Below are 13,445 nucleotides of genomic sequence, written 5' to 3'. Positions count from 1 at the left end.
GGTCTTTATTATATCGTGCCGTTACCCCGATCGGTAAAAACGAACACTGACCTTATATTTCATCAAGTTAGCCGCTGCGTTTTGCCGTTATACGAAGACAACCATACATAAAGTCAGTGATTGAGAATATTCTGAGTTAGGGTAAACGGGAAGGAAAGTCGCAGAGAAAAAACGGAGATAAGCACCACGACTCATCATTAAATATTATATCTCAGGTTATAAAATAAACAATAACAATCCGTGCGCTTTAAATCAGAGAAAAGAAAAGGGCCGCGTATGCGGCCCTGTGAAGAGAGATTAATGATGCTCAACCGGATGGCTGTGCTCAATATCCTCATTTTTCTTACTAAAGCGGCGACGCACGACCACGAAGAACACCGGCACGAAGAAAATCGCCAGAACCGTCGCGGTCACCATCCCGCCCATTACGCCAGTACCGACGGCGTTCTGCGCGCCGGAGCCTGCGCCGGAGCTGATAACCAGCGGCATTACCCCAAGGATGAACGCCAGCGAGGTCATCAGAATCGGACGCAGACGCATACGAACGGCTTCCAGCGTTGCTTCAATCAGGCCTTTGCCTTCTTTATCCATCAGATCCTTGGCGAATTCAACGATAAGTATCGCGTTCTTCGCCGACAGGCCGATGGTGGTCAGCAGGCCAACCTGGAAGTAAACGTCGTTGGTCAATCCGCGGAAGGTGGCAGCCAGCAGTGCACCCACAACCCCCAGCGGAACGACCAGCATTACCGAGAATGGGATCGACCAGCTTTCATACAGCGCAGCCAGACACAGGAAGACGACAATCAGCGAGATGGCGTACAGCGCAGGTGCCTGGTTGCCTGACAACCGTTCCTGGTAAGACATGCCGGTCCAGTCATAGCCAATGCCCGCAGGCAGTTTACCCGCCAGCTCTTCCATCAGGTTCATCGCTTCACCGGTACTCTTACCCGGTGTCGCCTGGCCGAGGATTTCCATCGATGGCAGACCGTTGTAACGCTCCAGACGCGGTGAGCCGTATTCCCAGCGTGAAGTTGAGAAGGCGGAGAAGGGCACCATCTGTCCATCGCTACCGCGTACGTACCAGTTACCGATATCTTCCGGCAACATACGGTATTTCGCTTCAGACATGATATACACTTTCTTCACACGACCGCGGTCAATGAAGTCGTTGACGTAGCTCCCACCCCATGCTGCGCCAAGCGTCGTGTTAATGTCGCTGATAGACACGCCGAGAGCCTGCGCTTTTTCCTGATCGATATCCACTTTGAACTGCGGAGTATCTTCCAGGCCGTTTGGACGAACGCCGCTTAAGACGTCAGGATGCTGCGCGACCATACCAAATAGCTGGTTACGGGCCTGAGTCAGTTTTTCGTGGCCCAATCCTGCCTGGTCGATCAGCTGGAAGTCGAAGCCCGTTGCGGTACCCAGTTCAACAATTGCCGGCAGGTTAAAGGCGAAGACCATTGCGTCTTTAATCTGCGAGAAATAGCCCATTGCGCGCCCGGTAATCGCTTCAACTTTGTTCTCTTCGCCTGGACGCTGGCTCCAGTCCTTCAGAGAGACGAACGCGATGCCGGTGTTCTGCCCACGACCCGCGAAACCAAAGCCGTTAACGGCGAATACCGATTCAACGTTGTTTTTCTCTTTGGTGAGATAGTAATCAGTCATCTCATCCAGAACTTTCTGGGTACGCTCCTGAGTTGCGCCCGCTGGCAGCTGCGCCATGCTCAGGAATACGCCCTGGTCTTCGTCCGGCAGGAACGAACTCGGCAGACGAACGAACAGCCAGGCCATGCCGACAACGATGATCAGATACAGCACCAGATAACGACCGGTACTGCGCAGGATGTTGCCTACGCTATCGGTGTAGTGATGCGTGCTCTTATCAAACATGCGGTTAAACCAACCGAAGAAGCCGGTGGTTGCGCCATGGCTGCCTTTTTGGATGGGCTTCAGCATCGTGGCGCAGAGCGCCGGGGTCAGAATGAGTGCCACCAGTACCGACAGCGCCATCGCGGAAACGATAGTGATCGAGAACTGACGGTAAATCGCACCGGTAGAACCGCCGAAGAAGGCCATCGGGATAAACACCGCGGAAAGCACCATCGCGATACCCACCAGCGCGCCCTGAATCTGGCCCATTGATTTCCGCGTGGCTTCCTTCGGCGGTAGCCCTTCTTCGGCCATCACACGCTCGACGTTTTCCACCACCACGATGGCGTCATCCACCAGCAGGCCTATGGCGAGCACCATACCAAACATGGTGAGCGTGTTTATCGAGAAGCCGAACAGCGCGAGGATAGCGAACGTCCCCAGCAATACGACCGGCACGGCGATAGTCGGAATCAGCGTTGCGCGGAAGTTCTGCAGGAACAGATACATGACCAGGAACACCAGAATGATTGCTTCAACCAGCGTTTTCACCACTTCGTGAATGGAGATCTGCACGAATGGCGTGGTGTCATACGGATAAACAATCTTCAGGCCTGAAGGGAAGAAAGGCTCCATTTTCTTCAGTTCGGCACGAATGGCGTTGGCGGTATCCAGCGCGTTCGCGCCGGTCGCTAATTTAATACCCAGACCAGAGGCGGGCTGACCGTTAAACTTCGCGATAACGTCATAGTTTTCACCACCCAGCTCAATCTTCGCGACATCGCGCAGACGCACCTGGGAACCGTCCTGGTTAACCTTCAGCAGAATGTTGCCGAACTCTTCAGTATTGGTCAAACGAGTCTGCGCCACGATGGAGGCGTTCAGCTGCTGGCCTTTCACCGGCGGCGTACCGCCTAACTGTCCTGCTGCAACCTGGGCGTTCTGCGCTTTCAGGGCGCTGATAACGTCAACCGGCGTCAGCTGGAAGTTATTCAGCTTGTTCGGATCCATCCAGATGCGCATGGCGTACTGGGAACCAAACAGCTGCACGTCACCGACGCCGCTGGTACGGCTAATCGCATCCTTCATGTTGGCGGCGACATAGTCAGAAATGTCATCCTGATTCATGGTGCCGTTGGTATTGATAACGCCGACAACCATCAGGAAGCTGCTGGATGCCTTTTCAACGCTGATACCCTGCTGCTGAACTTCTTGCGGCAGCAGCGGTGTCGCCAGCGCCAGCTTGTTCTGCACCTGTACCTGGGCAATATCCGGATCGGTACCGGATTCAAAGGTTAGCGTAATGGTTGCTGTACCGGTGGAGTCGCCATTAGAAGACATGTACATCAGGTGATCGATACCGTTCATGTTCTGTTCGATAACCTGGGTCACGGTGTTCTGCACGGTTTCAGCATCGGCACCGGGGTACATGGCTGTAATGGAAATTGCCGGCGGCGCAATCGTCGGATATTGCGCTATCGGCAACTTGAGGATCGACAACCCCCCAGCCAGCATGATGATAATGGCGATCACCCACGCAAATATGGGGCGATCGATAAAGAAATTAGGCATGTCTTAACGGCTCCTGTTTAAGTTAAGACTTGGGTTGTTCTGACTGAGCGTTGCCTGCGGCTTGCTGTTTATCGTCAGAAACGACTTCCTGCGCTTTAACCTGCACACCAGGTCTGACTTTTTGCAGACCGGTTATGATGACGCGATCGCCCGTTTTCAGCCCTTCGGTGACCAGCCATTTATCACCGATAGCCTGAGTGGCGGTAATCTGGCGAACTTCGACTTTATCACCTTCGCCGACAACCATAGCGCTGGCATCGCCACGCGGAGTGCGGGTTACGCCCTGCTGAGGAACCAGCAACGCATCAGGGTTTACCCCTTCTTCCAGACGTGCGCGGACGAACATGCCGGGCAGCAGAGTGTGATCCGGGTTCGGGAAAATAGCGCGCAGCGTGATAGAACCGGTGGTCTGGTCAACGGTGACGTCAGAGAACTCCAGCGTACCGTTCTGCGGGTATTTCAGACCGTCGTTAGTGACCAGTTCAACCTTCGCTTTACCGTTTTCCTGCTGCAGCTTGCCGTTGGCCAGCTCTTGTTTCAGACGCAGGAAATCGTTACTCGATTGCGTCACGTCAACGTAGATAGGATCCAGTTGTTGCACGGTCGCCAGCGCGGTGGTTTGCCCGTTTTGCACCAGAGCGCCTTCCGTGACGGCGGATTTACCAATGCGGCCGGAGATTGGCGAGGTGACTTTGGTGTAGGCCAGATTAATGCGCGCGGTTTCAACCGCAGCTTTGGCGGCGACTACGGCAGCGTTGCTCTGCTGAGCCGTCGCCACGGCAGTATCGTAATCCTGTTGGCTAATGTACTTAGTGCCCAACAGTTTCTGATAACGTTTAACCGTTAACTGATCCATATTTGCCGCTGCCTGCGCTTTGGCTAAATCGCCTTTCGCGCTTTCATACGTGGCCTGATAGGTCGCCGGATCGATTTGATAAAGAGACACGCCCGCCTGGATATCGCTCCCTTCGGTGAAGTTACGTTTAAGAATAATGCCACTGACCTGAGGACGAACTTCCGCAACGCGATAGGCGCTGGTACGGCCTGGCAGTTCGGTAGTAATTTGTAGAGGAGCGGATTTGAGCGTCACAATACCGACTTCCGGCATTTGCTGGGCCCCTTGCTGAGCCGGTTTGTCGTCACATCCTGTTAGCGCTAAGCTGCCTGAGAGCATCAGAACGACCGCCAGAGGCGTTAACCCTCTGTTTTTGTTCATATGTAAACCTCGAGTGTCCAATTTCAAATTGTTCAGTGGCTCAATCGACCACAAACCCACTGCTGTGTTTCTATTATGGTCATGCTATGGTACATACATTCATAAATGTATGTAAACGTAACCTCTGTAAACTCATCGACCTATGGCACGAAAAACCAAACAACAGGCGCTTGAGACCCGGCAACATATTTTGGATGTTGCTCTGCGTTTGTTTTCGCAGCAAGGGGTATCATCCACCTCGCTGGCCGCAATTGCAAAAGAGGCCGGTGTGACGAGGGGCGCTATCTATTGGCATTTCAAAAATAAATCAGATTTATTTAATGAAATATGGGTACTTTCTGAAGCCAACATCAACGATCTCGAAGTTGAGTATCGGGCAAAATTCCCCAACGATCCACTGTCAGTTATCAGAGAGATCTTAGTGTATATCCTTGAAGCAACGGTGACAGAGGAACGCCGACGCCTGATGATGGAAATCATCTTCCATAAATGTGAATTCGTCGGTGAGATGGTCACGCTGCAGGAAGCGCAGCGAAGTTTATGCCTTGATAGCTACGATCGTATTGAACAAACATTAAAAGAGTGCATTGCGGCGAAGATGCTGCCCGCGAATTTATTGACCCGCCGGGCGGCGATTTTAATGCGCAGCTACCTTTCTGGCCTAATGGAAAATTGGCTGCTGGCGCCGAACGCCTTCGATCTGCGCAAAGAGGCGCGGGCTTATGTCGAAACGCTGCTTGAAATGTATCAATTTTGCCCCTCCTTACGCGGTTCCGAAGAACGGGAAGCTTAAGTCTCCTTGCGGACATCAGGGACATTTTTCCTGCTGTCCGCCGCTATTCGCGCGATAACAGAAGTGCTATTCTTCGCGCTGCGACGATCCCCGGTATTCTCCGGCTTTTGCAATCACTCATGTTAACACTATGCTGCATACTATCCGTTGGCGAAACGCCATATCCGCTGTTGTTCTTACCCTGATGTTTTTTATCGGCTGTATTAGCGTTAACCCGGCGCTGGCGGCTGATTTACCTGAACGTTCTGAGGTCCAAAGCCAGCTCGCGACGCTGAATAAGCAAAAGGATCTGACCCCGCAGGACAAGCTGGTTCAGCAGGACCTGACCCAGACCCTGGAAACCCTCGATAAAATTGAACGCATTAAGTCGGAAACGACGCAGCTGCGTCAGCAGGTGACTCAGGCGCCAGCGAAAATGAATCAGGCTATCGATAGCCTGAACGCGCTAAGCGATGTTCCCGATGATGAGGCGACGCGTAAAACGCTCAGCACGTTATCGCTACGTCAACTGGAATCGCGTGTCTCCCAGACCCTGGACGATTTGCAAAACGCGCAGAACGACCTGGCAACCTACAACAGCCAGCTCGTTTCTCTACAGACGCAGCCGGAACGCGTGCAGAATGCGATGTATTCCGCTTCGCAGCAGCTGCAGCAGATCCGTAATCGTCTGAACGGCACCTCGACGGGCGAGGAGACGCTGCGTCCTACCCAGCAGAATTTGCTGCTGGCGCAGCAGGCTCTGCTGAATGCGCAGATAGACCAACAGCGCAAAAGCCTGGAAGGCAACACGGTGCTGCAGGATACCCTGCAAAAGCAGCGTGATTACGTCACCGCCTACAGCAATCGCCTGGAACACCAGCTGCAGTTATTGCAGGAAGCGGTGAATAGCAAGCGCCTGACGCTGACGGAAAAGACGGCTCAGGAAGCCGTGTCCCCGGACGAAACGGCGCGTATTCAGGCCAATCCGCTGGTGAAGCAGGAGCTGGATATTAACCACCAGCTTAGCGAAAGGCTTATTTCAGCGACGGAAAATGGTAATCAGCTGGTTCAGCGCAATATCAAAGTGAAGACCTGGCTCGATCGCGCTTTGCAATCCGAGCGTGATATAAAAGAGCAGATCTCCGTGCTGAAAGGTAGCCTTCTGCTGTCGCGTATCCTTTATCAGCAGCAGCAAACGCTGCCCTCTGCGGAGGAGCTGAGCGACATGACAAACCGCATCGCTGACCTGCGCCTCGAGCAGTTTGAGGTTAACCAGCAGCGCGATGCGTTGTTCCAGAGCGATGCGTACGTCGCGAAGCTGGAGGAGGGGCATAGCAGCGAGGTGAATCCCGAGGTGCATGACGCGCTTCTCGAAATCGTTGATATGCGCCGTGAGCTGCTCGATCAGTTTAACAAACAGCTGGGTAACCAGCTGATGATGGCCATTAACCTGCAGATCAATCAGCAGCAGTTAATGAGCGTGTCGACCAACCTGAAAGCCATTCTGACGCAGCAGATTTTTTGGGTAAACAGCAACCGTCCTATGGACTGGGAGTGGGTTAAATCCTTCCCGGAAGCGCTGAAAGGGCAGTTTAAGGCGATGAAAATCACCGTAAACTGGGAAAAAGCCTGGCCTGCGGTATTTATCGCTTTCCTTGCCGGCCTGCCGTTGCTGCTGATTGCCGGTCTGATTCGCTGGCGCCTTAACTGGCTGAAAGCGTATCAGGCGAAGCTGGCTTCACAGGTGGGGCAGCTGCGCAATGATACTCAGCTCCACACGCCGAAAGCGATTCTGATCGATCTGATCCGCGCGCTGCCTGTGGTACTGGTGATTCTGGCCATTGGTCTGATTCTGCTGACGATGCAGCTGAATATAAGCGATTTGCTGTGGGCCTATAGCAAGAAGCTGGCGCTGTTCTGGCTGGTGTTTGGCCTGTGCTGGAAGGTGCTGGAAAAAGACGGTGTGGCGGTGAGCCACTTTAATATGCCGTCGCAGTTGACCAGCCACTGGCGGCGGCAGATTGTCCGCGTAAGCCTTGCCCTGTTGCCGCTGAACTTCTGGTCCGTGATGTCGGAACTGTCGCCGCTGCATCTGATGGATGACGTGCTCGGGCAGTTCGTGATTTTCCTCAACCTGCTGCTGATCGCGGTGCTTGTCCTGCCGATGTGCCGCGAAAGCTGGCGCGATAAAGAATCCCACAGCCTGCGCCTTATCACCGTCACCGTGCTATCGATAGTGCCCATCGCCCTGATGGTGCTGACGGCAACCGGCTACTTCTACACCACGCTGCGTCTGGCAGGCCGCTGGATTGAAACCGTTTATCTGGTGATGCTGTGGAACCTGCTTTACCAGACCGTTCTGCGCGGCCTGAGCGTGGCCGCCCGGCGTATTGCCTGGCGCCGGGCGCTGGCGCGTCGTCAGCATCTGGTTAAAGAGGGGGCAGAAGGAGCCGAACCCCAGGAAGAACCGACCATTGCCCTGGAGCAGGTTAACCAACAAACGCTACGTATTACGATGCTGGTGATGATCGCGCTATTTGCCGTGCTGTTCTGGGCGATTTGGTCCGATCTGATCACCGTCTTCGCCTATCTCGACAGTATTACGCTGTGGCATTACAACGGTACGGAAGCCGGCGTCAGCGCCGTGAAAAGCGTCACCATGGGCAGCCTGCTGTTCGCGATTGTCGCGTCGATGGTCGCCTGGGCGTTGATTCGCAACCTGCCGGGCCTGCTGGAAGTGCTGGTGCTATCGAGGCTCAATATGCGCCAGGGGGCGTCGTATGCGATTACGACCATTCTTAATTACGCCATTATTGTTATTGGCGCGATGACGGTATTTGGCTCGTTGGGCGTTTCGTGGGACAAACTTCAGTGGCTGGCAGCCGCCCTGTCGGTTGGTTTAGGGTTTGGCTTACAGGAGATCTTCGGTAACTTTGTTTCCGGTCTGATTATTCTCTTTGAGCGCCCGGTGCGCATTGGCGATACGGTGACCATTGGTACCTTCTCCGGTACCGTCAGCAAAATCCGCATTCGCGCCACGACCATTACGGATTTTGACCGTAAAGAGGTCATTATTCCGAATAAGGCCTTCGTGACGGAACGCTTAATTAACTGGTCGCTTTCCGACACCGTCACCCGCGTGGTCATCCGCCTTGGCGTGGCCTATGGTTCTGACCTGGATAAGGTCAAAGAAGTGCTGCTCCAGGCCGCGCATGAGCATCCGAAAGTCATGCAAGAGCCCGCGCCAGCGGTCTTCTTTACCACCTTCGGCGCCAGTACGCTCGATCATGAACTGCGCCTGTACGTGCGTGAACTTCGCGATCGCAGCTACGCGGTGGATGAGCTTAACCGCGCTATCGATCGCTTGTGTCGCGAGAACAATATTGATATCGCCTTTAACCAGCTTGAGGTTCATCTGCGCAATGAGAAAGGCGATGAAGTCACAGAGGTGAAGCGGGATAAAGGCGGCGATGCCTCGCCGACGATGGGCTAAGCATAATGGGGCGGTGGGTATGCCGCCCCGCAGGTTTTAAGGGCTGAGCGAGGAGAGTTCTTCCTGGCTCAGGCCGGTCAGCTCCATCACCATCTTTGGATCCAGCCCGCTGGCGAGCATTTTCAGGGCAATGCTGCGCGAGTTTCCTTTACGCCCCTCCAGCCATTCGGCAATCGTCATCATTAGCTCCTTGTGCCTGGGCGACTGCTTCGCCAGTTCGCGAATGAGTGGCCCGGGTTTTTCCGTGGATCCCGCCTGCAGCATATAGCGCATCAGGCGAAAAGCCATTAGCTTATCCGGCGAGCTTTGATGTTCAATCAGCGCGTAGATATACCCAGCGCCGTGCCGCGTTTGCAGGGAGTAGAGAATGTCGGAGTCGCTGGATCGCAGGTCCTCTTCGATAAAGCTGCCGGACGCCAGCTGCAGCGTATTGAGATCGCAGATACTTAAAAACGGCGCGGGAAGGTAAAGCTGTAAAAAATCGCGAGCGACCTCTTTCTGGGTCAGCATTTGACGAAAAATGGCATCGTGCGGCGTACGTGAGAATCTTTCCATGAGCATCTATCCGTGGTGGTAAGGGGCAGGCGATGACTCTGCCACCCCCACCGATTCGGCAACAGACTACTCTGGCGCGTTTTGCGAGGCCCCTTCCGCACTTTTTACTTTGTTTTCATAGTCACGACGGATAATTTCCAGCGCGGCTAGCACGGTTTGCGCAGGGACTTTATTTTCCTCAAGCAGCATAATTAAATCGACCGCCAGCTTGATCTCGTCAGGCGCATTTTCCAGCGACATACTTCTCCCTCCAGTTAGCGTGTTAAGCGGGCCAGCCTGTTTTCAATTTTTTCCAGCGCATCGCGACAGCGGGCGAGGCGTCCGGCATACGCCTCAACTTCCTTTGCCAGCCGCTGCTGGTCATCAAGGCTGATGGCTTGCGCCAGCTGTCTCTGGCGATCGTTGCGCATGGCCAGCAGGCGCCGTTCATACTCCTGATGCTGTATCCGACGCCGCTGCCAGCGGGTAAGCGTCGGCGACGCGCTATCCCAGGCGCGTAATGACCAGGTCGCCGTTTCCCGGCTAATCGCGGCGATTTGAGCCACAAGACGTTCCGCCAGCCAGGCAACCTGCGCCAGCTGCTGGCGCTCGACCGCCTGTTTTAATTCCGTAAAGCGATCTCTGGCTTCATCAAGATAAGCCTGCATCTGCGTGCTGCGGGTTCGGAACAGCTGGCGATCGAAACGCGGGCTGAGGGTCGCGTGATTCGCCATCGGCGCTACCTGAGCGGCCAGTTCCGCAAGCTGATTTTCCAGCGAATGTAAAAGCCGGGTGGTTTTCAAATAACTCCTCCATCCCCTGATAAGCAACTGTGCTACATTAGCGTTATCTTCTTGATAACGATTCGCATTATGCCACGTATTATTTTGATCATCATTGGCTGGCTGTCGGTAGCGCTGGGAACGCTGGGCGTTTTTTTACCGCTACTGCCGACGACGCCGTTTATCCTGCTTGCCGCCTGGTGTTTCGCCCGCTCGTCGCCGCGCTTTCACCACTGGCTATTGTACCGCTCATGGTTTGGCGGCTACCTGCGCCACTGGCAGCAATACCGTGCTATGCCACCGGGCGCTAAGCCGCGGGCGGTGATGATGATTTTACTGACCTTTGCTATTTCCCTGTGGCTGGTTAATCTTACCTGGGTGCGCATCTTGCTGCTGATCGTTCTGGCCTGTCTGCTGATATTTATGTGGCGCATTCCGGTGGTTGATGCAAAGCAACAAAAGCACTGATGCGCAATAATGATGGTTGCAATTGTCGCTGACAGCCAGTAAATTCTGGCGTTTTCGAGCGCGGGTATGCCTGGTCAAAGGTTAAACAAAAGTTTCCTTGGCCCATTTTGCATGTCCGCGAGTAACACCGTTTTAATCAGGCATAAACTTATGACCGCAACAGCACAGCAGCTTGAATATCTGAAGAACAGCATCCAAAGCATCCAGGACTATCCGAAACCTGGCATCCTTTTCCGTGATGTCACCAGCTTGCTGGAAGACCCGAAGGCCTATGCGCTCAGCATTGAGCTGCTGGCCGAGCGTTATAAAGACGCGGGTATTACCAAAGTGGTGGGCACCGAGGCGCGCGGCTTTTTGTTTGGCGCACCGGTTGCGCTGGCGCTGGGTGTAGGCTTTGTTCCGGTACGTAAGCCGCGTAAGTTGCCGCGTGAAACCATCGCGGAAAGCTACGAGCTGGAGTACGGCACCGATCAGCTGGAAATCCATGTTGATGCCATTAAAGCAGGCGATAAGGTGCTGGTGGTTGACGATCTGCTGGCGACCGGCGGCACCATCGACGCCACCGTGAAGCTCATCCGTCGTCTGGGCGGTGAAGTGCATGACGCGGCCTTTATTATCAATCTGTTCGATCTGGGCGGCGAGCAGCGCCTGGAAAAACGGGGAATCAACTGCTACAGCCTGGTCCCTTTCCCGGGCCACTAAGCAAATCCCGCCACATAGCCTCGCTGATTGAGCGGGGCTGTGATAGCATGACCCCTCGTGATTTCACCTTCCAGCGTTTCAGAGCCAGCCCATGAGTTATCAGGTCTTAGCCCGTAAATGGCGCCCACAAACCTTTGCTGACGTCGTCGGCCAGGAACATGTGCTGACCGCACTGGCGAACGGCTTGTCGTTAGGGCGCATTCATCACGCATATCTTTTTTCCGGCACCCGCGGCGTGGGTAAAACCTCTATCGCGCGCCTGTTGGCAAAAGGATTAAACTGCGAAACCGGCATCACCGCCACGCCTTGCGGCGTCTGCGATAACTGCCGTGAAATAGAACAGGGGCGCTTTGTCGATCTGATAGAGATCGATGCCGCCTCGCGTACCAAAGTCGAAGATACCCGCGATCTGCTGGATAACGTCCAGTACGCGCCGGCCCGCGGCCGCTTCAAGGTCTATTTGATCGATGAAGTTCATATGCTCTCGCGCCACAGCTTCAACGCGTTGTTAAAAACGCTGGAGGAGCCGCCGGCGCACGTTAAATTTCTGCTGGCGACGACCGATCCGCAGAAGCTGCCGGTAACGATTCTTTCCCGCTGCCTGCAGTTCCATCTCAAGGCGCTGGACGTCGAACAGATTCGCCATCAGCTGGAGCATATTCTCGGCGCCGAGCAGATTGCTTTTGAACCGCGCGCGCTGCAGCTGCTGTCGCGCGCGGCGGACGGTAGCTTGCGCGATGCGTTAAGTCTGACCGATCAGGCCATTGCCAGCGGCGACGGTCGTCTGACGGCAGAGTCCGTTAGCGCCATGCTCGGCACCCTTGACGACGATCAGGCGCTATCGCTGATTGAAGCGCTGGTGGCTGCCGATGGCGAGCGGGTCATGGCTGGTGTGAATGAGGCTGCCGCCCGCGGCGTGGAGTGGGAGGCCTTGCTGGTGGAGATGCAGAGCCTGCTGCACCGTATTGCGATGGTTCAGCTCTCGCCGTCGGCGCTGGGCGCGGATATGGCCGCGATTGAGCTGCGTATGCGCGAGCTGGCGCGGACGGTGCCGCCAACCGATGTTCAGCTGTACTATCAAACGCTACTGATTGGCCGTAAAGAGCTCCCGTACGCCCCGGACAGACGAATGGGGGTCGAAATGACGCTTCTGCGTGCGCTGGCTTTCCATCCGCGTATGCCATTACCGGAACCGGAGGCGCCGCCGATGCCGGCCATTCAGGCCGCACCTGTCCAGCAGGCCGTTCCGGAATCCGCACCGCCGCCGCCGAATTTGCCGCAGACCACCAGCCAGGTGCTGGCGGCGCGCAGCCAGCTGCAGCGTAGCCAGGGAGCGCCCACCCCAAAAAAGAGTGAACCGGCAGCCGCTTCCCGCGCGCGGCCGGTGAATAACGCTGCGCTGGAACGACTGAGTTCGATTACCGAGCGCGTACAGGCGCGTCCGGCTGCGGCTGCGCTGGAAAAAGCCCCGGCGAAAAAAGAAGCCTATCGCTGGAAATCGACGACGGTTGTTGAAACCGTAAAAGAAGAAGTGGCGACGCCGAAGGCGCTGAAAAAAGCGCTGGAGCATGAAAAAACGCCGGAACTGGCGGCGAAACTGGCAGTCGAAGCGGTCGAGCGCGATAGTTGGGCGGCGGAAGTCAGCCAGCTCGCGGTGCCAAAACTGGTGGAGCAGGTGGCCCTTAACGCCTGGAAAGAGCAGGAGGGCAATCGCGTCTGTCTGCATCTGCGTCCGAGCCAGCGTCACCTGAATTCGGCGGGCGCGCAGCAAAAGCTGGCGGAAGCGCTCGGCATTTTGTACGGTACGCCGGTTGAATTGACCATCGTGGAAGATGATAATCCCGCGATGCGCACGCCGCTTGAGTGGCGGCAGGCAATTTATGAAGAAAAGCTTGCGCAGGCGCGTGAAGCGATTATTGCGGATAATAACATTCAGACCCTGCGTCGATTCTTCGATGCGGACCTGGATGAAGAGAGTATTCGCCCCATTTGATTGCAAGTCTGACTTGCGGTCAGCATCCTTAACGATGACTT

At 55.2% G+C, this 13,445-nt stretch carries 10 protein-coding genes and 1 other annotated feature; of the genes, 5 read left to right on the top strand and 5 right to left on the bottom strand.

Going from position 1 to position 13,445, the window contains the following annotated elements:
* Window positions 1-297 precede the first annotated feature (297 nt).
* The gene (gene acrB / locus GUC22_RS20520; RefSeq protein ID WP_004848339.1) at window positions 298-3,444 is read right to left on the bottom strand and encodes a multidrug efflux RND transporter permease subunit AcrB; all 3,147 of its coding nucleotides are present in this window, start codon (window positions 3,442-3,444) and stop codon (window positions 298-300) included.
* Window positions 3,445-3,466: 22 nt separating this feature from the next.
* Entirely contained in the window at window positions 3,467-4,660 is a 1,194-nt protein-coding gene (gene acrA, locus GUC22_RS20515; protein WP_004136054.1) for a multidrug efflux RND transporter periplasmic adaptor subunit AcrA, read from the bottom strand.
* Window positions 4,661-4,802: 142 nt separating this feature from the next.
* On the opposite strand from acrA, the gene acrR reads away from it, so the two are divergent.
* Window positions 4,803-5,453: a multidrug efflux transporter transcriptional repressor AcrR gene (acrR, locus tag GUC22_RS20510; protein ID WP_004136056.1), complete on the top strand. Its 651-nt coding sequence runs from the start codon at window positions 4,803-4,805 to the stop codon at window positions 5,451-5,453.
* A gap of 130 nt (window positions 5,454-5,583) precedes the next feature.
* Window positions 5,584-8,925 carry a mechanosensitive channel MscK gene (gene mscK / locus GUC22_RS20505; protein WP_004136058.1) on the top strand — a complete coding sequence of 1,114 codons (3,342 nt, stop codon included), beginning with the start codon at window positions 5,584-5,586 and terminating at the stop codon, window positions 8,923-8,925.
* Between the two features lie 36 nt (window positions 8,926-8,961).
* Here the strand turns inward: mscK and GUC22_RS20500 are convergent, their stop codons facing one another.
* The 3 genes from GUC22_RS20500 to priC all read right to left on the bottom strand — a co-directional run bounded on the left by GUC22_RS20500 (window position 8,962) and on the right by priC (window position 10,262).
* Window positions 8,962-9,480: an Rpn family recombination-promoting nuclease/putative transposase gene (locus GUC22_RS20500; RefSeq protein ID WP_049131896.1), complete on the bottom strand. Its 519-nt coding sequence runs from the start codon at window positions 9,478-9,480 to the stop codon at window positions 8,962-8,964.
* Window positions 9,481-9,546: 66 nt separating this feature from the next.
* Window positions 9,547-9,720, bottom strand: a complete 174-nt coding sequence (gene rsmS / locus GUC22_RS20495) for a pleiotropic regulatory protein RsmS (protein ID WP_004136059.1) — start codon at window positions 9,718-9,720, stop codon at window positions 9,547-9,549.
* Between the two features lie 14 nt (window positions 9,721-9,734).
* On the bottom strand, window positions 9,735-10,262 hold the full coding sequence (gene priC, locus GUC22_RS20490) for a primosomal replication protein N'' (protein ID WP_004136061.1): 528 nt from the start codon (window positions 10,260-10,262) through the stop codon (window positions 9,735-9,737).
* Between the two features lie 69 nt (window positions 10,263-10,331).
* Between priC and GUC22_RS20485 the strand changes: the two genes are divergently transcribed.
* The 3 genes from GUC22_RS20485 to dnaX all read left to right on the top strand — a co-directional run bounded on the left by GUC22_RS20485 (window position 10,332) and on the right by dnaX (window position 13,404).
* On the top strand, window positions 10,332-10,709 hold the full coding sequence (locus GUC22_RS20485) for a DUF454 family protein (protein WP_049131895.1): 378 nt from the start codon (window positions 10,332-10,334) through the stop codon (window positions 10,707-10,709).
* A gap of 150 nt (window positions 10,710-10,859) precedes the next feature.
* On the top strand, window positions 10,860-11,411 hold the full coding sequence (apt, locus tag GUC22_RS20480; RefSeq protein ID WP_024359020.1) for an adenine phosphoribosyltransferase: 552 nt from the start codon (window positions 10,860-10,862) through the stop codon (window positions 11,409-11,411).
* 91 nt (window positions 11,412-11,502) lie between these two features.
* Window positions 11,503-13,404 (top strand): DNA polymerase III subunit gamma/tau, encoded by a 1,902-nt coding sequence (gene dnaX, locus GUC22_RS20475; RefSeq protein WP_024359019.1) that lies wholly within the window; start codon window positions 11,503-11,505, stop codon window positions 13,402-13,404.
* Window positions 12,737-12,801 (top strand) — a sequence feature (DnaX frameshifting element). It overlaps the preceding gene by 65 nt.
* Window positions 13,405-13,445 lie beyond the last annotated feature (41 nt).

This window comes from Klebsiella sp. MPUS7 (genome assembly GCF_009905335.1).
GTDB lineage: Bacteria > Pseudomonadota > Gammaproteobacteria > Enterobacterales > Enterobacteriaceae > Klebsiella > Klebsiella grimontii.
Note: the sequence above shows the minus strand (reverse complement) of the source record. Positions and strands in the feature narration are given on the sequence as shown.

What these genes read in the sequence shown, in the direction of transcription:
- GUC22_RS20500 (WP_049131896.1), bottom strand. Translation starts at nt 9,480, where the DNA reads ATGGAAAGATTCTCACGTACGCCGCACGATGCCATTTTTCGTCAAATG.
- dnaX (WP_024359019.1), top strand. Translation starts at nt 11,503, where the DNA reads ATGAGTTATCAGGTCTTAGCCCGTAAATGGCGCCCACAAACCTTTGCT.
- apt (WP_024359020.1), top strand. Translation starts at nt 10,860, where the DNA reads ATGACCGCAACAGCACAGCAGCTTGAATATCTGAAGAACAGCATCCAA.
- acrB (WP_004848339.1), bottom strand. Translation starts at nt 3,444, where the DNA reads ATGCCTAATTTCTTTATCGATCGCCCCATATTTGCGTGGGTGATCGCC.
- acrA (WP_004136054.1), bottom strand. Translation starts at nt 4,660, where the DNA reads ATGAACAAAAACAGAGGGTTAACGCCTCTGGCGGTCGTTCTGATGCTC.
- GUC22_RS20485 (WP_049131895.1), top strand. Translation starts at nt 10,332, where the DNA reads ATGCCACGTATTATTTTGATCATCATTGGCTGGCTGTCGGTAGCGCTG.
- rsmS (WP_004136059.1), bottom strand. Translation starts at nt 9,720, where the DNA reads ATGTCGCTGGAAAATGCGCCTGACGAGATCAAGCTGGCGGTCGATTTA.
- mscK (WP_004136058.1), top strand. Translation starts at nt 5,584, where the DNA reads ATGCTGCATACTATCCGTTGGCGAAACGCCATATCCGCTGTTGTTCTT.
- acrR (WP_004136056.1), top strand. Translation starts at nt 4,803, where the DNA reads ATGGCACGAAAAACCAAACAACAGGCGCTTGAGACCCGGCAACATATT.